Genomic DNA, 22,283 nt, shown 5'->3' on the forward strand with positions numbered 1-22,283 from the left:
CGAGAAACCCTTCTAAACGCACTTCACTATAAATTTGGCGATCGCATTAGCGTATCGGGAGAGAATGCGGGGCTACACATTGTCGCTTGGCTCCGGGAACTGCCTCGGTCGGCGACGGACAAGCTGATCGAGAAAGCATGGAAGACTGGCATTGGCGTCTACTCGGTGATGCCACTCTTCGATCCTCTCGTGTCCGAGGGCTCGCCGGACCATGTTGGCTTGGTGATGGGCTACGCAGCTTTGGACGTGCGCCAAATAGAGCGCGGTATCCATTTGCTGAGTCACGCCGTCGATCGGCTACGCAGGTGATCAACCTTTGCTGCCGACCGCACGGGTCAATCCGACGTTGATCCGCCAGCTCATGGACGTTCTGCGACGCGTTCAAGCGCGAGTTCAGGAACTTCGACGACGCGGTCGAGCTCGGCACCTGCAACATCAAGGTGGCGCTGAAGCGGCTGCGCCGGCTGGGTGCGCGGTGCGCGAAGGCGCCGAGGAAGAATTCGACTTGGCCGGCACCATCCATGCCACCGCCGAGCATGGCTATCTCGATGCGAGAACCCGGCCCGAGCCCGCGCAGGGGTAATCGCCGCCCTCGGCGATTACCGTGGATTCCGATTTTATATCGGCTCCGAGGAACAGCCGAAGGTTTGATCGAGAGCGTATCTGATGTCCGCAATCAGGTCCTCGGGGTCTTCGAGGCCGATGGAAAGACGCAGGTGCCCGTACTTCTGGAAGTTGGGCGGATAGCGATCGGAGCCGCCGCGGCCGCTGCCGCCCACGTGCACGATCAGACTTTCGTCGTGACCGAGTGAGACGGCGGAGGTGATCACCTTCAGATTGGACACAAAGCGGTTCTGGGTATCGGGATCACCCTCGACCGCGAACGCCATCACCGCGCCATAGCCCTTGCCGGCGAACTGCTTTTTCGCCAGCTGGTGCTGGTCATGGGTTTCGAGGCCGGGATAGGTGACATAGGCCATGCGCTTGTCGGTGGCGAGGTATTGCGCGACGAGCTCTGCGGTCGAGAACTGCTGCCTGAGCCGAAGCGGCAAGGTGACCGAGCCGCGCATGATCAGCCAGGCATTGAAGGGAGAGATCGTTCCTCCCAGATCGACCAGGGCATCTGTCTTGACGTGACGGATGAGCTCCTTCGAGCCGATGACGACGCCGCCCATCGCATCGCCATGGCCATTGATGTACTTGGTCAAGGAATGGATGACGAGGTCCGCTCCCAGGGCAAGCGGCCGGAAGAAAGGCGGAGGGGTGAAGGTCGAGTCCACGCTCAACAAGGCGCCGGCTTCTCTGGCGATCGAGGCCAGCGTCGCGATGTCGGCAACCTTCGTAGTCGGGTTTGCGATCGTCTCGGTATGGATCAACCTGGTGTTCGGCCGCACGGCGGCTCTCACCGCCTCCATGTCTCCCATGTCGACGAAAGTCGCTTCGATCTGGTAGCGCTGCGGCAGAAGTTCCGCAAACAGGCGCCACACGGCTTCGTAAGTGACATCGCCGACGATCACATGGTCGCCGGTCTTCAGGAAGGTGAAGAACACGGCATGCAGCGCCGCCACGCCGGTTGCAAAAACGGCGGCTTCTTCGCCGCCTTCGAGTGCTGCAAGTTTTCGCTGCAGGCAGATCTGGTTGTGGCCGGAATTGCGCGTATAGGAGGGCGTTTCGGTGTCGGACCAATCCATTGTGGAGGGATCGTAAGGAAGCACATAGGAATTGGCCATGACGATCGGTGTGCGAATGGCACCGGACGTCGTGTCGATCTCGTTGCCGCCGTGGACCGAAAGTGTATTGAAGGAAAGCGTCGACAGCTTGTGCTTGTCTGGTCTGGACATAAATTAACCTCTTATTTGCTTGAGTGTTCAAACACTGTGTCGCCGCTGAACGGGAACGGCGTTTTCCATTTTCTGGAAAACTTGAGTGATTGCGAAGGTCAGGCCAACGTAAAAGACAGTTACGAGGAGGAGCGGCTTCCGCGACAAGGCCATTGACCTCGATCGGGCCTAGATCCGCGGCGGCGAGGATCCGGTTCAGGCCATCGGTTCCCGCATAGTACAGCGCCACTATGAGAATAAGCTCCGGTATCGCCCATTTTGAAGAATTGTCATGTGGGGCCAGAGGTTGAAGCTCTGGACGACCATTCCAAGGCCGCTTCTGAGCCTCTCAATCTGCCGCCAATTTGCGGGATGGCATTTCCCGTCCCGCCCGATACAGAACGTCACCTCTTCCCCGTTTACCTGGAAGGTCCCGCGGGCCGAATTTCGAGAAAATTGATGCAGCGCAGGAAGGTGCTTTTTCCCGAGCCCGATGAACCAATGATTGAAACAACGTCGCCTTTTTCCGCGGCGAGCGAAATGCCCTTCAGCACCTCGTGGTCCCCAAAAGTCTTATGAACATCCTTCACGAGCAGGGCGGGCGTGGATGTCTCGGTGCGCATCATGACCTCATTTGACTGTCGGCGGTTGCCTGCGCGGTTGCAGGCAAAGCTCCGCCATTGCCGCGTTTCCGCGGGTGGAAAAAGTTTTCGCGACTGATCAGCCGAAGGAACTGCGCGCGAACAGCCGCTCATGCAGCATTGCAGCGCCGCAGAGTGCGTGATTTTCTTGGTGTTTCGTCGGCCGCTGATTATTGGCCGGCCGCGACCTTGTGTTTGTAGATTTCACATCCTGGCGCTAGTTGTCTTAGACCGCCAACCAGCATGTTGCCCGCCTCATCGAGCTTCTCCTCCGGCATCGTTGCCAAGCTTTCCAATATGAACCACATTTGGCCGCCAACGGTGTCTAGCCGGGTACGTGTACCTTGTCGCCAATTCCATCGACGACATGTTACGCCTAGATCATCCCGCCAAATCACCTCGCCCTTGGCAGGATGTTCAACAATTGCCTCCCCGTTCATGACTGTATCGAAGGCCTCAGTTCCGTCGGCAATCGACAATCTTGGCTTGCTCACATAGGCATCGAAGTTTTCGCCTCCGACTGGAATGGCAAAGCGCAGGCTTACGGCGTTATAGAGGTCGACCACGGGATTGATCGATGGGATACGGCCGTCCTTCTCCACCCGCTTTCTCAAAGCTTGAGCAGAACATGGCGTTCGATTTGGTTTCGCGCCGAACCGGCTATAGGCTTCGGCCCAACTGGCCATATGTGCGTTTGCCCACTCCGGCCCTCCGGAGGATACGAAGTCGCATGCACCCAGAAGAATCTCGGGGTCAATTGTTCCCTTCTCGGCGCCGCTGGCATCGACAAAGACGCTGATTGCCCGGAAGTCAGAAGCAACATCCGCGATCTCTTTATCAATTACCGGAAAACCGACCATGTCCCTCTGGCTCTCATTGACCATTTTGGTCTACAATATCGACCATGGATAACAAAGTCAATATATCGACCGAATCGGGTGCTGATGTCGAACGCGTTAGCGCGACGGTCTCCCAAAACCTCAGGAGTTTCAGGCGGCAAAGCGCCCTGACGCTGGATGAGCTCTCAAGAAGATCCGGCGTAAGCAAAGGAATGCTGGTCGAGATCGAGAAGGGCACCGCCAATCCGAGTATAGCCATTCTCTGCAGAACCGCTGCGGCTCTTGGAGTGTCAGTCGCTGACTTCGTGAATGTGGCGCCGACTGTGCCGGCCCGGATCGTCCAGCCGCATGATGCCTCCACATTGTGGCGGGGCCCCAAGGGAGGAAGCGCCACGCTGCTTGTGGGAACTCAAGGACCCGACATGATCGAGCTTTGGAGATGGACAATGTTTCCGGGCGAAACATTTGAATCGCCTGGGCACTCTCCCGGCACGCTGGAACTCATCAACGTAGAGACCGGTGAACTCACACTAAAGCTGGCCGACACGGACCTTGTGATCCAACCCGGTTCGTCGGTGTTGGCGCGAACGGAGGACAGGCACGCTTATCTCAATTGCGGGACCGAGCGGCTTCGCTTCATCATGGCAGTGGCAGAACTGCAACGAACGCGGCTGCGAGTTGAACTCTGAAACGTCAGCTTGTCAGTCGGCCGCATGTGAGCAGTGCTGAAAAGATGCCGCTTGTACCGGGATGAGATCGCAAATGCCTTGGATGTGGTAACGAAGACGAAGGATGGAGAATCTGCGCAGCCTGCCGCTTCCAACCCTTAGAACGTTCGAAGCTGCCGCACGACATCAAAGCCTCACCAAGGCAGCGAATGAACTGCACCTGACCGACAGCGCTGTCAGCCATCAGATTCGACGGTTGGAAGAGGCTCTGGCTTGCGCGCTTTTTGTCAAAGCCGGGCGTGGTCTGATCCTGAGCGATGCAAGAAAAATCTTCGCTAAGGCTGTCTCCGGGGCACTGCAAGACATCTCGATCACCGCAATGCGGCTATCGGATTTGGAGGATGGGGGAGGGTGGCTGGATATTGCTTGCCCACGGATGTTCGGGAACACATGGCTTGCCGACAGAGTGGCTGCGACCCAAAGACCACTTTAGAAGGTGCTTAATTCCGGTGCTTCATCAGGAACTGCGCCGAGGTGAGATAGTAATTGCGGGCCGTAGCGTTTACCTGGCGTTCGCCTAGTTCGGTGAGCGCCTTGCCCTTGATCTCCTTGGCGGCGACATTGTCCGCGTCGAGTGCCACGACGTAGTCAGCCAGCTCCGCTCCCCATTGAAACTCCTTCATCTCGAGCGCTTCTTTTGCCCGAGCAAGCATCTTCCCTGGTCCTCCGGCCATCTCGACCATCTTGCGGGCGCGCTCCGCGGGCGGCAGAGGTGAAATATTCGTCGCGTTTCCGTCAAACCAACCAACGCGGTCGGCGTAGATGCCACGGACGGTCCATGCGACGCAGCCATAGTATTCCTGCAGGTACGGACTGTTTGCGAGTTCAGGGGATAGCTTGACCTCTTGGACAAGTTCATCAGGCGTTTTGCCCTGCTTGATACCGGAAAGCGTCTGCTCAAATACGGTCTTGATGCCATCCCGATAGTCTGTCAAGGCCTTGCGAACCTCGTCCCTGCCCACAATCGGCCGCATATGGCCCTGCACCATGTAGGTTGCGTTCAGTGCGAGCATCTTTTCCAGGCTGCTGATCCATGTTTCGGGCGGCCTCAGTTTAAGGCCGCGGAGCGGGGAGAGGTTCGGGTAAGACTTCAAGACGACGTCACCCGGGATAAGAACACTCTTATCGGCGAGCCACACAGCAGTGTTCTCAGGAGCTTCACCTGGGGTATGGATGAGTTGCATTCGGACGCCTGCCACCTCGACCGTTTCGCTCTCGCCGCTGAATGTGCACGTCGGCGGCAGAAAGCCTTCCCGTGTGTGCGGTGTCACCCGGCCATATTCAAGCTGCGTCCCTGCATTGATGAAGAGGTGGTCGGGCAGCGTCGTGCCGAAAACGTCTCCGCCGTCGCGCGGACCCCTTCCGAACTCTGCTGCTTCTATCAGCGCCTGGTGGCTGTAAATCTGGGGACTTTCCTCTCCGGCAAACACCTTCGCGCCGCCTGAGTGGTCCGGGTGGTTGTGGGTGTAGAGGATCGCCCGGACCGGGCGCGTCAGGCGGTCGCCGAACACGTCTACAATTGCCCTCGCGTCCACTAGGTTTGCCGACGTGTCGACGATGATCGAACCGCCGTCACCCTGGACCAATGTGACATTGCTCGCCGAGTACCCGACAGCGGCAAAGACGCCATCGGTGATTTCGATGACCTCCTTCCGAAACTCAGCCGAACTTTTGCGCAATTGTTCGCGCCCTGCAAACTCACCCGCGAATGCAGACGACAGACCAAAATTTGATGCGACCATTATCGCTTGCTCCCTGACCCTGACATGATGCCTCAGTATTGGTGAGTACACACTTCTGCGACGGTCGAATTTGAGCCGGGGGCCATGCAAATTCCACAGAATCCACGTCCAACCACGCTATTGACGTCGAGAACAGCGTTTTTTTATGTTGACTTGATCGCGACACGGAAGACTACCACCTGAACAAGAACGGCCTCTCTCGTTTTGTCGGTCTCGTGTTGATTGCCGATGAGAACTGACCCTCCACTCCAGTTGCCGGGTCAGTTCTCATCGGCAATCAACATCGTTCAGGATTGGGTTGATGAAGGTCGTATCACTTATAAGGACCGATTCCGTGATCGAGGTCGAGCCTGTGGGAATCCAATTGGGTCTCAGCCAAGGTCCGCTTAACGACCGACTCCATAGGATGAACTTTCTCTACCGCGCGGGGGCAGCGGATTCTGACTAGAACAATTCAAACGTGGACAGAGTGGACGTTCGAAGCTCCGATCTGATTCTTTGGATCGCAGGTATTTTGGAGCGCACATACAGCTGTCACGTATGGGCTCAGTATGCTGGGCGCGGGGGAAGAAAACATCTTCAGGCAGGAGGCTAAGGAAATGTCCAAGACCACCACCGACAAGTCCAGCGAAAACGCCGAAACGATCGAATTTCGGTAATCGACCCTGGCAAGGCCACCGATCGGTCTCGCGACGTTGCCCAAAAGAACGTCGAGCAGTCGAAAGAAGCTCTTGCCAGTTAAAATCCGGTGGTGACAACGCTCATAAGGCGCTCGAGTCAACCGCCGAAACCGCGAAATCGGTCAGCAACGAGCTGTCGCTGAAGACGATCGCCGCACTGCGCGCCAAGGTCGAAGCCACCTTCTCGTACCTTGAGGCCTTGGTCGGTGCGAACTCGCCTTCAGAAATTTTGGCTTGGGCATAAGCGGGGCGATCTGCTCCCATTCCTCGTCCCTCAAATCGGATGAGTAGACCATTTCAAGTCATGCGGTTTCTCCGCTTCCTTCACAGGAAAGGCGCACCAAGAACGGGGCACACCTCAATACAAGCGTCGGCAGCCTTCAACATTCGTTCGCTCGGATTGAATCCTGGGAGCATTTGCCCCAGGATCATAGCATTAAGGAACAGCGAGCCACCTAGACGCGGATGGGTCGTGTGCCCTATCGCCAAACTAAAATTTGAAGGGCGACCACCATAGCGGAATGCAATATTGCGTGCATTCGAAACGCCAGAGATACCACGCTTCTTTTTTCCTTCCGCGCTCATATTTGTTTTGCTTTCTATTTATTCTGTCGTCAAAATTGTGCAATAAATTACTGCGCCACCGTAACCGATGGCGTATGCTTCCGGCTCATTGTCTTCATGTTGCGACCCAAGGCTGTTGCCCACGGTTGCGCGACTTTTGTGGTCTTGTTTCCCTCTTAGAGGGGGTACACGGGTTCAAGGGAGGGAGCGCATCGCTTCTCTTGCGCATTTGGGTGCAGTCACCCTCGTTCCGTGTTGCCACCTCTCAACTTACAAAGACCGTGCCAGCACCTCAGCGCCCAACAAGCGCGATTTGCCGTGAAAACCTCCACAGTGCCCAGATGTCCAGTTGTAGTGAACCTGACATTTTGTCTGCCGCTGTCAGCTTTTGGACACGGGATCACGCAGCTTCGCGCCGCCGGAAAAGGCGTGGCCAGCGCCCAACGTCGTCTGAAGCATCGACGCCAGGCGCCACGGTGTCGCTCACGCCAGATCGTCGTGAACGAGACGTTCAAGCTTGACCCGGGAACTCGAGCCGAAAACGGCCCGAGGTTTTGGCTTTGTTTGGGGCCGCCGGATGAGGACGGCGCGAAGCCGGCGGCAATGGCGGCGACTATACCACGGCGCCAATCTTCGCCCGCATTTGGAGGCTCTCCGACGACGATGTGGTGCGCCCTCACCATCGTCATGGCGAGTGGCTGGAGGGCCGGATGCGCCGTGGTCCAACGAGGCGGTAACCATCTGAATGTCGGCATGAGCGCATTGTGGCAGCCAGACGAGACCTTCTTCGATCTGCATGCGCGACAAGGAAGTAGCCAACGCGATGCTGGCGCACATCGCTGAAACGCAGGTCGCCGACGCCATGTCTCGGAGAAGGTGAAGACGCAAAAGCAGATCGTGCGTGTCTTGTCCGAAGGCACAACGGCGCGCTGGAAGCTAGCCGCCCGGATGGCGGTTCCGGTCCGCGCCCATGGCGATCGTGGCGGCTTTCCGGACCGCTGACCAGTGGGCCGAGGCCGCGCCGCTGTTTGCGCCGCCAACCGCTGAATGAGCGGACAGGGCAACGCGGCGGGGATTCCGCCGCCGGTCCCGCCGTCCGTCGCCGAGTTGAATGTGCGGGTATTCGCCAGCAGCCAGTGCTGGAATCCGCAAAAGCGCGGCGCGAGAGGCCACCCGGAAACCTGCGCGGTTGTCGGCGCTGCCGCAATTGGCACGGAGCTTGCTGCGACCATGGGCGCAACGTTCGACCGGAGCGCAGCGACGGGAGATGCCCGGGAGGGAGGAGCCCACCTTGATCCGGTCAGGAGACAGTATGTTGATTCTTATGACCTGCAAACCGCAGCGCGAGTCCCGCGGCCCGCAAGCCCTCTTTGCGGCCCTGCCGTTCACTGTTGATTGGAGCCTGACCCATGCCTGAACCAAGAGCCGGCCATATCGCTCTTTTAATCCTGGCCCTGCTTCTTGCCGGGCTTGCAGCGCCTGTTATAGACCACCTGCGCCAGCGCGAAAACCATCGCCTGCTCGAGGCGGATTGGCGGAAGCTCATTCCGGAGCGGCGCGACGCACTCTTCAACGATCCCTCTGCGCCAACTGCTGGCAACCCGAATGGCGACGTCCCTCTGGTGATGTTTTTGGACTACAACTGTCGGCACTGCCGGGCGGGAGACCCTATCATCCAGCAAGCCCTCAAGAACGATCCCAAGCTGAAGGTTGTCTACAAAGAGTATCCGGGCAAGGCACCGGGTTCCAAATTCGCCGCAGTGGCGGCGCTCGCCTCCCGCAAACAGGGAAAATATGAGCCGTTTCATCACGCCCTTATGGCTGCTCGCGGCCAGGTCAGCGAATTCTCCATTTTGACTATCGCACGACAGGTGGGCCTGGACGTTGAGAAGCTCAAGCGGGACATGGAAGATCCCGCCATCGAAGACACCCTCGAGCGCAATCGCGAGCTCGCCACGCAGCTGTACATCACCGGCACGCCGGCCTTGGTTCTCGGCGACGAAGTGATCGGAGGGGTGCCCGAGATTCCCGCGCTGGAACGCTTAATCGCCAAAGCGCGGGAAAAGCTAAGCGTCGATACCGTGCCGGATCACCACTTCGCCTTTTTTTGACAGTGGTGACGGCCGGTGCAATTCCGTTCTGTGGCCATGAGTGCTCTCGCGCCGGGCCAGATCGCTAATATGGCCCGGCAACGCGGTAGTGGGCGCACCACGCCGTTCCATCGGCAGCGTGCAATCCCGCATTCAGCGGCGCTTTCCTCAACCTCGTCGAACGGGATCGCACAGCTCGGCACCCGTTCAGCGGCGTTGATGTTCCGATCCTTCCGTCCGTTTTTTCACCGAAAGCCTCGCCAAAGAGAAAGGCATGAAGCGCGCCGGACGCGTGCTTCAGATCGCGGCCGGCGTGAAGATGATCGTCATGGGTTTTCGCCTACTGGGGGATCCTACAAGTCCTCATTGTCAGCAGATTCGGTCGACGTGGACGCCGTCGGCGTCAAGCTCGCCACGCGGTCGACAGCATGGCCCTTGGCGTGCTGACAAGGCGGTCATTCCCAACGTGGCGATCCACGAGCTCGGGTAATTCAAGTGGCATCGTTGTCGGCGCGTTCTCGAGATAAGTGGCATCGCCATTGACCGCTTCGCGCGCAATTCGCGCCGTTCATGACTGTGGTCGAAGATCCCCGAAGTCGCCATTCCTTCGAAGGTGCTCCACTCCGGGCGCCCTTCTTCGCCTCGGCTGCGGCGGCAAGCGACGCAGAGGGATCGCGCCATCACTATCGTCCGGCAAATTGTGGGCGTTGAGCGCAGTGAAGGCAAACTGGCGATGGCCGCAGGTGTTTCTGCGCCTTAGAGCCAAGTTCCGCCATCGGGATTCCAACGGCCGCGGGCATTCTCCGGGGACGCAAGACTATCGATAATGGGACCGAAGAAGCGTCGCAATTCTTCTTGGAGCTCCACAAAGCTCGGCGGTTTGAGAGTCGGTGGGTTGCGGCGAAGAAAGCCGCTCCAAAGACCGCGATCCTCTACAATCGCTGCAAAAGCCTCTGTCAGACCAACGGGCATTACGGTGGGGATGGCAGTCTCTCGGCGCCGAAGCGTGCCGATGACCGCTTCGACAAGGTTCGACGCGTCGAAGGGAAAGATGCGGGTCGTGACCCAGATGTCGTAAAAGTCCTTGATCCGGCCGTTTACTTCCCCAAAGCGGATCATGGCCTCGAACTTCTCCGCGACCACTGTTTCGGGGGGATACATCAGCACGCTTGCCTCCGGCAGGTTCGGCAGCAGGCTGGGAAAGGTTCCTCGCTTTGGCGACGGATAGACATGATCGCCGAAGCCGATGTCGACTTGCACGTGAATTTTCGCGCCAGCCAAGTCCGCCGTCAGACTTAGCTGGGCACCCTGATATTTGTCGGCTTCGCGAACTGGCTCGATCTTGAGGCTGTCTGCGTCGAACTTGATACCGTCATCGGGCGCTTCAACTTGGCAGATGCGGACGAACAGTTCGGCGATAGATACGGGGTCGGGACTGCCCTCGCCGAGCAGATCGAGATCCCCGGTTGGCCGAAATACGTGCTCCGGCCAGGTGGCGAACAGCATGGCGCCCTTGAGCACATAGCGAGCGGCCGCCTCGGTTTTGCTGAGGCGAAAGAGCAGGCGTTCGATTGCGTAGCGTGTCAGGACGCGCTGGTAGTCATCACCGTGTTGCCTGGCATGATTGAGCAGTCGGACTCTGATCGAAACATCCAGATTTTTGACGATCTTAGCGGTCACTGGATCGCCTTGATCAAAGGCTCCATTCGGCCGACGACGCGATCGATAGCGGCGAACTTCATCAGTTCGCTCGGTGTGGTCTTTCGTTGGTGCAGAGATTCGCGCAGCGCTTCGATGGCGACGTCCTCACCAACGTTGCGGCGGTGCTTGAAGCAGTCGGCGACAGTCTTCGCTACCCCGTATATCGGCACGTCAACGCCTTCGACGCGGATATGCTCTACGCCCGCAGTCAGCGCTTCACCGGTTGCGCGGACGATTTCGAGCCGGAGGCCTTTGTGCGGCGTGCGGGCCTTGTGTGGAATGGTCATCCAAACTGCATGAGGCAGCTGAGTGGTTAGCCCATGCTGCCGAAGTGCGCTGATCAGGCTGATCACTCCGTGAGGCACGAGCCGGCTGGCTTCCGCCAAATCGTGCGCGGCATCCTCCCCGACGCGATCGGGATCTTGATAGAGGCCGCGACCGAGGCGAACCAGGTCGCCGGCCTCGGTCAGGCGCCTTAGATACACTAGGGGAATGCCGGCAGCCTTGAAGTCACGGGCGCGCGCAATCCCGAGATATTTGGTCAGGCTAAGAGCGCGTTCACGAAAGGTCATATGGTGGTCGGTCATTAGTTATCTTTTGTAGAAGATTATAGGGCAGGTGCCGACAAAAAATAACAGGATCACGTTTTCTAATTTGCTAATGCCCTCTTCGAGAGCCGCCGTGGATACGGCAGCCTCCGATCAGAGGCGTGGGGCTCGCTCGGCGAGGGTAGTTACGGCTGTTACCAATTGAAGACAAATTCAAAAAGTCGCCAACAAAAAATAACAGCTTGGAATTTTAATCGATGTCATATATTTCTTATGACCATGGTTTCGTCAAGCTCTCCTCCTGGTGACCTCACGCCCAAACACGTCCGGGCAGCCCGTGCGCTCCTGGCGTGGTCTCAACAGGATCTCGCCAAGGCGGCCAGTGTGGCGACCTCGACGGTCGCTGACTTTGAGCGCGGTCAACGAACTCCTGTAGCAAACAACGCCCAAGCCATCCGGGGCGCTCTTGAGGGCGCTGGCATTCGGTTCCTCGCCACTGGTGCTGTGATCGGGCCCGAAGTTCCCATCATTACCACTTCCGACCAACCTGCAATCCCAATCAGATGGGTCAGCGCCGAGGACCTTTCAAACTGGGCAAACCGCAACGACGGAGCCATCAGCCTTCCGACGCTTCTCGCACATCTGATCCGCGCCACCTACGGCTCAGCAGTCCACCTTCGCTTTCCTTCGGATGAGGGGGTTCGTTATCCAGGCTGGGATGGAATTACTTCGGCCGATACCCCCAGTCCCTACGTACCCAAGGGTGAAGCCGGGTGGGAAATTGGCGCTCAGCGAAGCAATATCGTCCAGAAAGCGAATGAGGACTATCGCAAGCGGACGAGCGATCCTTCTCCCCTCGACCCCACCAGCGCCGCCTTCGTCTTCGTTACTCCGCGCCACTGGCCCGGGAAGGACGAATGGGCCAAAGCGTGTCAGAGTGAAGGCCCGTGGAAAGAGGTTCGCGCCTACGACGCTGATGATCTCGTCCATTGGATCGAGCAGGCGCCGGCGGTCGGCCTTTGGTTGGCTACGCGGCTGGGAAAGCGACCCAATGGAACCCGAGAACTGGAGGAAGTTTGGGAAGAATGGTCGCTTGCTACGGAGCGGCCGTTGACAACGGACCTCGTTCTCAGTGACCGCGACGAGGACGCTGCGGAAGTTCTGCGTTGGCTTCGGGGAGTCCCGTCCGTTCTCTCCTTGCAGGCAACCGCCGCCGATGAGGTGGTTGCATTCTTCCATGCCGCACTCGGTGAACTGCCTGATGATGTGGCTGCTGCCTATCGCGCCCGCTGCCTGGTGGCGACCGCTCCCGAAGCGGCCAGGGCTCTTCTTAATGCTCCGGCGCCCCTCCTTCTGCTTCTGACTGAACCCGAGCCAGGACTGGCCAACGTTCTTGCAACACGGGGCCACTATGTGTTGCAGGCCTATGATGATCGTCCTGTCGCGCGCGGCGAAGTGCGTGTGCTCACTAGACCGTCGCGCGAGGGGATCGCCAGTGCGTTGAGCGCTGCCGGCATAACCGAGCAACGGGCAGAAGCGCTCGCTCGCGACTGTGCGCGCAATCTCGCCGTCCTTCGCCGCCTGATGCCCGGCGCCCCTGGCCGTCAGCCAAAATGGGCCAGGGAACCGGTATCTCGCGCTTTGCTCACCGCCCTCCTAGCGGGGGGATGGGATGAGACTTCCGCAGCAGATCGAGCGCGCCTCTCAGAACTCGCGGACGCTCCTTATGAGGCTTTTATCGGAGACCTGACAGCATATATCGGGGAACTCGACAGCCCGCTGCAGAAGGTCGGATCGACTTGGCGCGTTGCCTCCCCCTCCGATGCGTGGATGCTGCTTGCGCATCATCTGACGAGCGCGGACATCAAGCGTTTCGAGGCTGCAGCCTACGCGGTTCTGGCGTCCGCCGATCCACGCTTCGACATGGATCCCGACGAGCGCTGGATGGCGGGGGTTCGCGGCATCCATCGCGACTACTCGGGCATGCTGCGCAATGGCATCGGTCAGGTTCTTATCCTGCTGGCGCTTTGGGGTGATCGGGTGCGGGCCGGGCCCGACGCGGGGCGGCGCACCGACAACATAGTAAGCAGGCTCCTTAAAAACGCGGATCAGAGGCGGTGGTGGTCATTGTCGAGCGACTTCCGACTTCTCGCGGAAGCCGCGCCGCAGGCTTTTCTCGCCGCCATTGAAGAAAGTCTCGACCAGCACGAACCTGCCATAGCTTCGCTGTTTGGCCACGATGGAGGTGGGTTCGTCGGGACTGAATATCTTTCCGACCTGATGTGGGCGCTGGAGTCGTTGGCTTGGTCGCCTGAATATCTGCCAAGGGTAACTCACCTCTTGGCGCGACTTGACGCCATCGACACCAAGCCGCGTCGCTATTCCAATGGGCCCGCAAATAGCTTGCGCGAAATTCACCGTCTGTGGATACCTCAGACCTACGCGAATCTGGACCAGCGGCTTCGCGCGCTTGATTTGATCCGCAAGCAGGAGCCGGATGCGGCATGGAAGCTGATGCTCGGCATCCTGCCGCGTGGACACGATACCTCATTTCCAACTTCTGTGCCGCGCTGGCGCGATTTTACGGTCGACAAAATAGAGACAGTGACATGGGCGCTCATTGGGCGCGGGGCGGCCGCTATCAGCACGCGCTTGATTGCCGACGTGGGCCTGAGTTCCGCACGCTGGCCGGATCTGCTCGACCGGCTGGGCGATTTGGCGCCCGATGCTGAACCCGCTCTGGCAGCACTCGAGGCGGCCGAGGTAAGTTTCATCGAAAAGGCGGATCGCCGGTCCCTCTGGGAAAAGTTGCGGGATGTGCTCCATCATCATCGACAATTTCCCGATGCCGAGTGGTCTTTGCCGGACCTAGTGCTCGATAGATTGGAGACCATCTACGATTGTTTCGCGCCCACCGATCCGTTTGAGCGAACGGCCTGGCTCTTCAAGCAAACCGTTCAACTGCCCAAGCCTTCTTCCAAAGGCTGGGAGACGGAACAGCGCGACATCGACGCCGCGCGACAGCAGGCGGCCCAGGCGCTCTACGCCGAGGGCGGGCTCCCCGCCGTATTTGCGCTGGCGCGAGCGAGCGAAATCCCGGGCTATATTGGCAAGGCTCTCTACGATGTCGGTCTGCCGTACCCCGATATCGAGGGGCTGCTGACATCGGCTGTTCGAAGCGATGATGGGCACGAGAGGGATGTGGCCCACGGTCTCATCGTTTCACTATTTCGGGATCGGAAGGAAGCCTGGGCAAACGCCCTGATCGATAGGGCCCTGACCGAGAACTGGGGTGACACAGCGCTGCTTACGATCCTTCGGGCGCTTCCTGTTGCCCGTTGGACTTGGGATCGGATTGCCCTGATCGGTGGCGAAATCGAAGCAACTTACTGGCGCCGCGCACCAGCGTTCTGGATCGACGAGGATAGTGACGACGTCACCTACGCGATCCGCAAGCTGATCAGCGCTGGACGTGCCCGGCACGCCCTGACGCTCGCGCGGCGCGGAAACAAGGCCCACCTGCCGTCCGAGTTGCTGGTCGAGATGCTGGACGAGACCTCACGTCAGCCATTCGAAGACACCGGCGACCCCAACGAGGCGGCGATGCTGCAGCACGATGTGGCTGAAATCCTAGAGGCTCTCGACGAGCGCGAAGATGCCGACCGAAATGTTCTGGCTAAGCTCGAGTGGAGATATCTACGGATCCTGGAATATTCGCGGCGGCGCCCCAAGGTTCTGCTCAGGGTACTTTCGGAACAACCATCACTGTTCGTCGAGATGCTGAGCGCAGCCTTCAGGGCAAGCGAGGAAAGCGGTATCGTTGAGCCTGAACCCGAAGACCCCAAGCACGCGCAAACCGTCGCCACGCAGGCCTATCGGCTGCTGGAGCTTTGGAACTATATTCCTGGAACACGCGGCGACGGCACTATCGACGGCGAGGCGCTCGAGACCTGGATAAAGCAGGCCAGGGCACTTGCCAAAGCGGTCGGCCGAGAAGACATCGCCGACAGTCGAATTGGAAATCTCCTGTCAGCCTCGCCGATCGGCTCAGATGGCAATTGGCCGGCTGAATCGGTGCGCGAGGCGATAGATCTTTTTCGCAGTAAGCCGATGATCGATGGTTTTGTTGTCGGCAAGAGCAATCGCCGCGGTGTCACGACGCGTTTGCCGCGCGACGGCGGAGAACTCGAACGCCTGGAGGCGGCGAAATATCGAACATGGGCGAAAGCGATCGCCTACGATTATCCGCGCACGGCCAAGGCGCTTGGGACCCTCGGCGATGAATATGAAGCGGAAGCGCGTCGGCATGATGAGGACGCCGAGCGGATCGACTGGAGAACCTAGGCACGCTCTCGATCTTTTGAGCGCTAGGTCGTCTTTTTGTCGACGAGCTCGGTAATGGACATCGATTTCCGCACTGGTCTCTCCGCTACTCCTCACCAACTCGTGCAGGCCACTCCTAAATCGACCCAGTGCAGGCGCGCGTCTAAATGGGGCTGGTATCGGTTCCAATCAATTTTGAAGGCCGTTTGGGTCTGTGGCGCTATGAATTTCAAATCTATCATCGAGGCGGTCACCTGACCTCCATTGCAGCGATCGCCAACTTCTATCCAGGCTACGATGAGCTGGCAAACCGTATCGGGCTCGCCCAGACGAGGCTGCGGCTTGTGATCGACCCTCATGCAACCCGACGCCAACTCGACCGCTGGCGCGCGGCAGTACTCGAGGGGTCAATCGCTCGTAAAGCTATTAGACGGGTGCCGGATGGCCCGTTTGTCGTTCGTGTAATCGAGGCGCCCGATGGAATTCGGACGGAACTCGGTCATGATCCGTCAGGAAAGAACTGGACCGTCGAGATCAACGAAGCTCGACAGACTGGAAACCCGAATGCGCTTTCTGCGGTGGCCGTTGATGCACAGGGCCGTTCTTATCTTCTGAGGCAAGGCCTACTTCGGAAGAACGGCGAGACCGAGAAGGGAGTCTCACCTCCGCGTTCGCATCAAGGACGGGGCTGACGCCGCTTAATGTCGAAGTATCGCCAACTGGAATCGAGCGGGCCTGGTTCTTGGTGGCTGCGCTCGACGAGAAATCAGATCTTAATCGATCAATGACAGGGCGGTTCCGTGCGAGCCTGCGCACTGGCAAGGTCTACGAGTTCTCCTACACCGAGAGCCGAAGATGTCGGTTACCGGCTTGGTGCCGACGAGAAGGGCGGAACCTATGTGATCGGACCAACCGGGCCCCAAGAGGAAAAGATCGTCTCCCGAAAGCAGGGATTTGTATGGCTCGCGTTGCAGGAACGGCTGCTAGAACGGGATATCAAGATGGAAAAGCCAGGCCATTCGCTCGGTTACGAAGTCGATGCAACCGTCGAGCGGCCGGGGAAACGTCCGTTGCTGATAGAGATCAAATCGGGAGCGACTGCTGCCGACATTCACACAGGCGCCGGGCAGCTGCATCTTTATCCAGCGTTGATACCGGCAATCGCGGGGCATGAGAGGATCCTTCTCCTACCTGGACGCCCCCATGAAGATGTTGTCGCCGCCTCGCCAAGTTAGATATCGCGGTCTTCACCTACGACCCAGGCATTGAACGTGATGGGAGTGGCATTCGCTTCACGAACGGGTTTTTGGAGCTTTGCGGCCTCGACTAATATGGCGATCGAAGGGGGCTATCTGCACACAAGGGCGCAACAAGGTTCCCCAGCGGCGGTTGCGCTCGAGCTCCGAAATCCTCCAGGCGATGCCAAGCACCCAGATCTGCGCCATCAGCAAGCCAGCGACGGCCGACCACGGCGGCCGCCAGGGACTGCAGAGCGGTTTCGTGACTGTTGCCATTTGGGTGCCAACCGCCAGCTGGCAGTCGGTCGCGTAGCTTTCTTAGGTGCTAGGTCTCCGTGCCCGCTGCTTTGCTTTCTTTCCTTACCCGGACGCCGATCTCAGGTTCTCTGAATTGAAAGGCGCGATGAGGCTTTGGCGCGGCCGAATTGCATCCCTTACTCTGACATCCAGCCGGGTCCGGTAACGTCTATGTCCGAGACCCGACACACCGACGCGCTGGTATTTCACCCCGCGCGTCACGAAATATCCGGTCCTCTCCCACCACCTCTACGATGGCACGACGGTTGCTTGGCACACAGCGAGGCTCGCCGCGTCTAGGCGAGGTGTTCGCCTCGATGAAATAAAATGCAGGCGAACGAACATGACAGCGGGCAAACATCCAGGGACGGGTATAGCTGATGCGGGTTGCTTCGCATGGAAACACAGGGTCGTCCGGAGTTCGACGATCGCGAGCAGGTCGAAAGCGTAGTGGGCTTGCAAGAGAGGCCATGAGACGCTGCGGTGCGAAGGCGATAACGGACTGCTCCTCGCGCTAGGACGGTTCATGCCACCTAATCCCCAAGGTCGTGACGTGTAGCTCTGGGGCTCAAGACATTGCTTCGCTGGAGGCCAAAGCCGGCCCATTTTGAACAGGTCAAGCTCCAACGCCAACCACAACATCCGGAATGAAGGAACCGCCATGTACATCGCCATGAACCGCTTCAAGGTCCAGAACGGCTCGGAGGCCGACTTCGAGGCCGTCTGGAAAAACCGCGGTTCCAGTCTTGCCGAGATGAAGGGATTCCGAGAATTCCATTTGCTGCGCGGCCCGGTCAGCGAGACCGAAGGTTACACGCTGTTTGCCTCGCACACAGTGTGGGCAACCCACGACGATTTCGTCGCCTGGACCAGATCGGAGAATTTCCTCGCCGCCCACAGGAATCTCGACACGACGAAAGTCCACTACCTCGGTCACCCGCAGTTCGAGGGCTTCTCCGTCCTCGAGGGCGCGTAAGTACCGACTTAGTCTATGCAGCGGCCACCAGGTTGGCATTGCCGCCGCGGCCGTCGATCGCGCCGCGCGCTTGCGTGCCTGCCTCGGCATTTGCCGCCTCGGCCGCGTAGATATCGGCCGATGTTCAAGCGCGCCGATCCATGTAGGTGACCGGGAAGGCCGCGACCACGCGCGCATTGGTCTTATTCCATGTGGCTGCACCAAGTCGCTCGACCGGTCCCCTCAATCGCAAGCCAAAGATAGTGCTGGCCGACGTCGTGCGGGTGACCGCGGCGGAGCGAACGGAATTTGTCGATCGACCTCGATCGGCCGGAGTCCGAACGGCTGGTACCGAAAATAACATATCGCTCGGGCCAAAAGCCAGACTGAGCTACGACCCACCCGGGCCTCACAGTGCACCCTACGCTCTAGACGCCCGACCTTCCGCAGAAGACAGACGCCGTTCGGCAGCGCAAGAGCGCCTAAACCGTCCATCTTTCAGGCGCAGCCGCCATATCTTTGGCCGAGGGCTTGAGAGAGTTCGTGCGCCAATTCCTTCGTACGTGCTCAGATGCCGCCCATGCACAGGTATTTAATTTCAAGGTAGTCCTCGAGCCCGTGACGGGAGCCTTCCCGTCCGATGCCGGACTGTTTTATCCCACCGAAGGGGGCCGCTTCCGAGGACATTCGGCCGGTGTTGATTCCGACCATTCCGTATTCGAGCGCCTCGGCCACGCGCCAGACACGTTTGAGATTGGACGCATAAAAGTAGGCGGCAAGTCCGTAGATCGTGTCGTTGGCCTCGTGAATGACCTGTTCTGCATCTTCGAAGCGAATGATCGGAGCCAACGGCCCGAATGTCTCCTCTTGCGCGATGGCCATTGCGCTGGAGATATCAGTGAGCACCGTCGGCTGGAAGAACGTGCCCACTTTGCCGATGCGCTTGCCCCCGCATTCAACCGTGCCCCCTTTTTGGACGGCATCCGCGATATGGGTTTCGATCTTGGCTAAGGCATGCCTGTCGATCAGCGGTCCGATAGCCACGCCCGGATCGAAGCCGTCGCCAACCGAAAGGTGGCGGACTTTTTCCACGAATCTGACGACAAACTCATCATGAATGCTCGCCTGCACATAAAGGCGGTTCGCGGAAACACAGGTCTGACCGGCGTTGCGGAACTTGGCCTGGATCGCACCATCCACTGCGGCATCGAGGTCGGCATCGTCGAAGACGATGAAAGGCGCGTTGCCGCCGAGCTCGAGGCTGACTTTCTTGATCTGATCCGAACACTGGCGCATGAGCAGCCGGCCGACCTCGGTCGAGCCGGTAAAGCTGATCTTACGGACCTTGGCATTGGAGCACAGTTCACGGCCAATCATATCGCCTTCGGAAGCGAAGATCAGGTTGACGACGCCTTCGGGAAAGCCAGCCTCGTGGGCGAGGGCAAACATTGCGCCCGCAACAAGCGGGGTCTGCTCAGCGGGCTTGAGCACGATTGTGCAGCCCGCGGCCAAGGCCGGCGAGATCTTGCGTGCCACCATCGAGGCTGGAAAATTCCATGGCGTGATCGTGCCAACAACGCCGATCGGCTGCTTGATCACCAGCATGCGGCGGTCTGTCGATGGCGCTGCGATCGTCTCGCCGTAGATGCGATTGGCCTCCTCGGCAAACCATTGCAGGTACGCGGCCGCATGCGACACCTCCGATTTTGCCTCGGCAAGCGGCTTGCCCATCTCTGCGGTAAGAATTGCAGCGAGGTCGTCTGCGTGGTCAATGATCAGCTGGTGCCACCGCCAAAGTATGTCGCTGCGCTCCCGCGCGGTCAACGCAGCCCATGCAGGCTGCGCCTCATAGGCCTTGTCGATCGCGGCTCGCGTTTGCTCGACGCCCATGTCGGGAAGCTCAGCCAGCAATTCGCCGGTCGATGGATTGAAAACCCTAAACGAACCCTCGCTAGCCGGTCCCGCAGGCGATGGCATATGGTCGATCGCGCCGAACAGGTCCGAGGCTTTCAGGTGGCGGGTCAACGGTAGGCATAGAGGCAATTTCGGCTTCCTCAACACGGGTGTCGATTAACAGGTCGCCGATGTCTATCCCGCACGTCGCGCTTTTCACATAGAGCCTCGGATGGACGGCGGGTAGACCCACCGTCAATCTACAGCCGGAAGAAAAAGCTGCCACTCCGGCAAAGGAGGCGCGGCGCAACAGCGAGTGAAAAAAATACGCCTGTTGAGCTCCGCGTTGCAGAGGTCGTGAGCGGTCTACCGTTCTCGGCCCATTGGGGCTGACAAGTTGTCATGATAGGCGATGGTTTTGACGATGCGGCGATCCATCGGGAACAGCATCTGCCGTATCGATGTCACCGAACACCGGCCCGTGACGACCCATGGCCGTTATCCGCAGCCGATTACAAACCAGGTGGATTGTATCGACAGAGGAGCTTTACGCCATCAAGGACATTTGACACAAACGCGTCGCCCGATAGAGATATAGCGGCGTAAGCCTTCGCTATGCCAGCCGAGACGATCATGAGCAGATACAGAGACCATCGCAAACCACGCCGGGATCGAGATGAGGACGAGCCCGATTCTTTTTCCGAACGGGCTCCCGAGCCTAGCTATTTTCAACGGCCGCCACCTGTGATCGCGGACCCCGTAAACGCCGAGGTGAAGTGGTTCGACGCGAGCAAAGGATTTGGCTTCGTCAAACTCTTGGACGGCAGGGATGCCTATCTGCACAGCAGAGTACTAGAGGTAGCCGGAAACCGCAGTGTCTCGGAGGGAGCGCGTCTCAAGGTCACTGTCGAAGAGCGGCCAAAGGGTCCTCAGGTGTCCCAGGTGCTGGAGATTGGCGAGGCCGCGAAAACTTCGCCACATGTCCGTGGTTCTGAAGGATCCGTCCCTGCAGCGGGCGGATCGATCGAGAGCGCGGGCACAGTCAAGTGGTACAATCCCGAAAAGGGCTTCGGCTTCATTGCTCCTGAAGATGGCGGGAAGGATGTCTTCGTTCATGCCACGGCGTTGGTCCGCTCTGGCCTCAGCAGGCTGGTGGAGGGGCAAAAGGTGCTTGTCGAATGCGGGCAGGGCAAGAAGGGCCTGGAAGTCCAGAGCATCCGCATGGCTTAAAGCCAGCACGCGGGCCATCGGGCGAAACCTATCGCTCACGCAAACGGCCCGCTGCCGGGAGGAAATAGCAGCGGGCCGATATCGAAAACAGCGCGGGAGGAGGTGCGCTGCATTTCAAAGCCGGCATCGCATCTGGGAAGAGTAGATGGCCGACAGCGAAACCATACCCATCGAGCAATATATTGCAATGCACAAAAAATTGTTTGCATCAGCGAAGGGTCTACGGGCCCCCTCGATGGAGCTGCCATAACTATGACGGTTAGCCCCCATCGACAAAACGCAAAAGGAAAAGGGCGGCATCGCTGCCGCCCTTTCCGGATCTGAAGGCTGATAGGTTGAATTAGAAATCCATACCACCCATGCCGCCCATGCCGCCGCCGCCCATGCCGCCAGGCATGCCGCCGCCAGCCGACTCCTTCTTCGGAGCTTCCGCGATCATGGCTTCGGTGGTGACCAGCAGGCCGGCGACCGAGGCCGCATCCTGGAGAGCCGCGCGCACGACCTTGACCGGATCGACGATGCCCATGGCGATCATGTCGCCATATTCGCTAGTCTGGGCGTTGTAGCCGAAGGTCGCACTCGCGTTGTCGAGGATCTTGCCGGCAACGATCGATGCTTCCGCACCGGCGTTGGCCGCGATCTGACGGGCCGGAGCCTGCAGTGCACGACGAACGATGTTGATGCCGGCTGCCTGGTCGGCGTTGACGCCGGTCACCTTGATGTTGGCCGAAGCGCGCAGCAGTGCGACGCCGCCGCCGGCAACGATGCCTTCTTCGACGGCCGCGCGGGTCGCGTTGAGGGCGTCATCGACGCGGTCCTTCTTTTCCTTGACTTCCACTTCGGTCGCACCGCCGACGCGGATCACGGCAACGCCGCCCGCCAGCTTGGCGAGACGTTCCTGCAGCTTCTCCTTGTCGTAGTCCGAGGTGGTCTCCTCGATCTGCTGCTTGATCTGGGCGACGCGGCCCTGGATCTCGGCCTTCTTGCCGGCACC

18 protein-coding genes and 3 pseudogenes are annotated in these 22,283 nt (G+C 59.2%); 11 read left to right on the plus strand and 10 right to left on the minus strand.

Annotated elements, in window-relative coordinates; genetic code table 11:
* Together M727_RS42770 and M727_RS40910 are read left to right on the plus strand one after the other, a co-directional pair.
* A pseudogene (locus M727_RS42770) lies at positions 1–309 on the plus strand (PLP-dependent aminotransferase family protein); the annotation flags it as partial.
* Positions 310–383: 74 nt separating this feature from the next.
* Positions 384–568 (plus strand): annotated as a pseudogene (locus tag M727_RS40910) (VWA domain-containing protein); the annotation flags it as partial.
* 49 nt (positions 569–617) lie between these two features.
* Here the strand turns inward: M727_RS40910 and M727_RS0130685 are convergent.
* From M727_RS0130685 to M727_RS0130695, 3 genes and pseudogenes are all read right to left on the minus strand, one after another.
* Positions 618–1,841: an aminotransferase class I/II-fold pyridoxal phosphate-dependent enzyme gene (locus M727_RS0130685; RefSeq protein WP_027155783.1), complete on the minus strand. Its 1,224-nt coding sequence runs from the start codon at positions 1,839–1,841 to the stop codon at positions 618–620.
* Between the two features lie 255 nt (positions 1,842–2,096).
* Positions 2,097–2,443: pseudogene (locus tag M727_RS43420) on the minus strand (ATP-binding cassette domain-containing protein); the annotation flags it as partial.
* A gap of 188 nt (positions 2,444–2,631) precedes the next feature.
* Entirely contained in the window at positions 2,632–3,321 is a 690-nt protein-coding gene (locus M727_RS0130695; RefSeq protein WP_027155785.1) for a B3/4 domain-containing protein, read from the minus strand.
* Positions 3,322–3,365: 44 nt separating this feature from the next.
* On the opposite strand from M727_RS0130695, the gene M727_RS0130700 reads away from it, so the two are divergent.
* Together M727_RS0130700 and M727_RS43885 are read left to right on the plus strand one after the other, a co-directional pair.
* On the plus strand, positions 3,366–3,989 hold the full coding sequence (locus tag M727_RS0130700; protein ID WP_027155786.1) for a helix-turn-helix domain-containing protein: 624 nt from the start codon (positions 3,366–3,368) through the stop codon (positions 3,987–3,989).
* Between the two features lie 103 nt (positions 3,990–4,092).
* Positions 4,093–4,461 (plus strand): LysR family transcriptional regulator, encoded by a 369-nt coding sequence (locus M727_RS43885; protein WP_027155787.1) that lies wholly within the window; start codon positions 4,093–4,095, stop codon positions 4,459–4,461.
* Positions 4,462–4,468: 7 nt separating this feature from the next.
* Here M727_RS43885 and M727_RS0130710 read toward each other — a convergent pair whose 3' ends face one another.
* The 3 genes from M727_RS0130710 to M727_RS42020 all read right to left on the minus strand — a co-directional run bounded on the left by M727_RS0130710 (position 4,469) and on the right by M727_RS42020 (position 7,035).
* Entirely contained in the window at positions 4,469–5,770 is a 1,302-nt protein-coding gene (locus M727_RS0130710) for an alkyl/aryl-sulfatase (RefSeq protein WP_036264055.1), read from the minus strand.
* A 761-nt stretch (positions 5,771–6,531) separates the two neighbouring features.
* Entirely contained in the window at positions 6,532–6,714 is a 183-nt protein-coding gene (locus M727_RS44070; RefSeq protein WP_027155789.1) for a hypothetical protein, read from the minus strand.
* Positions 6,715–6,774: 60 nt separating this feature from the next.
* A complete protein-coding gene (locus M727_RS42020; protein WP_156941701.1) occupies positions 6,775–7,035 on the minus strand; it encodes a hypothetical protein in 261 nt (86 codons plus the stop codon).
* Positions 7,036–7,890: 855 nt separating this feature from the next.
* Between M727_RS42020 and M727_RS43890 the strand changes: the two genes are divergently transcribed.
* A complete protein-coding gene (locus M727_RS43890; protein ID WP_280944194.1) occupies positions 7,891–8,016 on the plus strand; it encodes a hypothetical protein in 126 nt (41 codons plus the stop codon).
* A 407-nt stretch (positions 8,017–8,423) separates the two neighbouring features.
* Positions 8,424–9,125: a DsbA family protein gene (locus M727_RS38265; protein WP_051505816.1), complete on the plus strand. Its 702-nt coding sequence runs from the start codon at positions 8,424–8,426 to the stop codon at positions 9,123–9,125.
* A 735-nt stretch (positions 9,126–9,860) separates the two neighbouring features.
* Here the strand turns inward: M727_RS38265 and M727_RS38270 are convergent.
* On the minus strand, positions 9,861–10,784 hold the full coding sequence (locus tag M727_RS38270; RefSeq protein WP_051505817.1) for a nucleotidyl transferase AbiEii/AbiGii toxin family protein: 924 nt from the start codon (positions 10,782–10,784) through the stop codon (positions 9,861–9,863).
* Positions 10,781–11,392 carry a type IV toxin-antitoxin system AbiEi family antitoxin domain-containing protein gene (locus M727_RS0130755; protein WP_027155790.1) on the minus strand — a complete coding sequence of 204 codons (612 nt, stop codon included), beginning with the start codon at positions 11,390–11,392 and terminating at the stop codon, positions 10,781–10,783. The genes M727_RS38270 and M727_RS0130755 overlap by 4 nt, the downstream gene beginning before the upstream one ends.
* Before the next feature lie 240 nt (positions 11,393–11,632).
* Between M727_RS0130755 and M727_RS0130760 the strand changes: the two genes are divergently transcribed.
* The 4 genes from M727_RS0130760 to M727_RS0130780 all read left to right on the plus strand — a co-directional run bounded on the left by M727_RS0130760 (position 11,633) and on the right by M727_RS0130780 (position 18,187).
* Entirely contained in the window at positions 11,633–15,697 is a 4,065-nt protein-coding gene (locus tag M727_RS0130760; protein WP_036264069.1) for a helix-turn-helix transcriptional regulator, read from the plus strand.
* A 146-nt stretch (positions 15,698–15,843) separates the two neighbouring features.
* The gene (locus M727_RS42025) at positions 15,844–16,368 is read left to right on the plus strand and encodes a hypothetical protein (protein WP_156941702.1); all 525 of its coding nucleotides are present in this window, start codon (positions 15,844–15,846) and stop codon (positions 16,366–16,368) included.
* Between the two features lie 207 nt (positions 16,369–16,575).
* Positions 16,576–16,911 carry a hypothetical protein gene (locus M727_RS42030; protein ID WP_156941703.1) on the plus strand — a complete coding sequence of 112 codons (336 nt, stop codon included), beginning with the start codon at positions 16,576–16,578 and terminating at the stop codon, positions 16,909–16,911.
* A gap of 961 nt (positions 16,912–17,872) precedes the next feature.
* Positions 17,873–18,187: an antibiotic biosynthesis monooxygenase gene (locus M727_RS0130780; protein ID WP_027155793.1), complete on the plus strand. Its 315-nt coding sequence runs from the start codon at positions 17,873–17,875 to the stop codon at positions 18,185–18,187.
* 546 nt (positions 18,188–18,733) lie between these two features.
* Here the strand turns inward: M727_RS0130780 and M727_RS0130785 are convergent.
* Positions 18,734–20,143 (minus strand): NAD-dependent succinate-semialdehyde dehydrogenase, encoded by a 1,410-nt coding sequence (locus M727_RS0130785; protein WP_198032729.1) that lies wholly within the window; start codon positions 20,141–20,143, stop codon positions 18,734–18,736.
* Between the two features lie 660 nt (positions 20,144–20,803).
* On the opposite strand from M727_RS0130785, the gene M727_RS43895 reads away from it, so the two are divergent.
* Positions 20,804–21,289 (plus strand): cold-shock protein, encoded by a 486-nt coding sequence (locus M727_RS43895; RefSeq protein WP_280944195.1) that lies wholly within the window; start codon positions 20,804–20,806, stop codon positions 21,287–21,289.
* Positions 21,290–21,629: 340 nt separating this feature from the next.
* Here M727_RS43895 and M727_RS0130795 read toward each other — a convergent pair.
* Positions 21,630–22,283 (minus strand): TCP-1/cpn60 chaperonin family protein (locus M727_RS0130795; RefSeq protein WP_027155795.1); only part of this gene is annotated, 654 nt, incomplete at its 5' end.

It is taken from the genome of Mesorhizobium sp. WSM2561 (assembly GCF_000513915.1).
GTDB classification, from domain to species: Bacteria; Pseudomonadota; Alphaproteobacteria; order Rhizobiales; family Rhizobiaceae; genus Mesorhizobium; species Mesorhizobium muleiense.

Excerpts from the sequence above, each read along its gene's own strand:
- M727_RS0130685 (WP_027155783.1), bottom strand. The coding sequence starts at position 1,841 with ATGTCCAGACCAGACAAGCACAAGCTGTCGACGCTTTCCTTCAATACA.
- M727_RS0130695 (WP_027155785.1), bottom strand. The coding sequence starts at position 3,321 with ATGGTCGGTTTTCCGGTAATTGATAAAGAGATCGCGGATGTTGCTTCT.
- M727_RS0130700 (WP_027155786.1), top strand. The coding sequence starts at position 3,366 with ATGGATAACAAAGTCAATATATCGACCGAATCGGGTGCTGATGTCGAA.
- M727_RS43885 (WP_027155787.1), top strand. The coding sequence starts at position 4,093 with ATGGAGAATCTGCGCAGCCTGCCGCTTCCAACCCTTAGAACGTTCGAA.
- M727_RS0130710 (WP_036264055.1), bottom strand. The coding sequence starts at position 5,770 with ATGGTCGCATCAAATTTTGGTCTGTCGTCTGCATTCGCGGGTGAGTTT.
- M727_RS44070 (WP_027155789.1), bottom strand. The coding sequence starts at position 6,714 with ATGGGAGCAGATCGCCCCGCTTATGCCCAAGCCAAAATTTCTGAAGGC.
- M727_RS42020 (WP_156941701.1), bottom strand. The coding sequence starts at position 7,035 with ATGAGCGCGGAAGGAAAAAAGAAGCGTGGTATCTCTGGCGTTTCGAAT.
- M727_RS38265 (WP_051505816.1), top strand. The coding sequence starts at position 8,424 with ATGCCTGAACCAAGAGCCGGCCATATCGCTCTTTTAATCCTGGCCCTG.
- M727_RS0130755 (WP_027155790.1), bottom strand. The coding sequence starts at position 11,392 with ATGACCGACCACCATATGACCTTTCGTGAACGCGCTCTTAGCCTGACC.
- M727_RS0130760 (WP_036264069.1), top strand. The coding sequence starts at position 11,633 with ATGGTTTCGTCAAGCTCTCCTCCTGGTGACCTCACGCCCAAACACGTC.
- M727_RS42025 (WP_156941702.1), top strand. The coding sequence starts at position 15,844 with ATGGGGCTGGTATCGGTTCCAATCAATTTTGAAGGCCGTTTGGGTCTG.
- M727_RS0130780 (WP_027155793.1), top strand. The coding sequence starts at position 17,873 with ATGTACATCGCCATGAACCGCTTCAAGGTCCAGAACGGCTCGGAGGCC.
- M727_RS0130785 (WP_198032729.1), bottom strand. The coding sequence starts at position 20,143 with ATGCCATCGCCTGCGGGACCGGCTAGCGAGGGTTCGTTTAGGGTTTTC.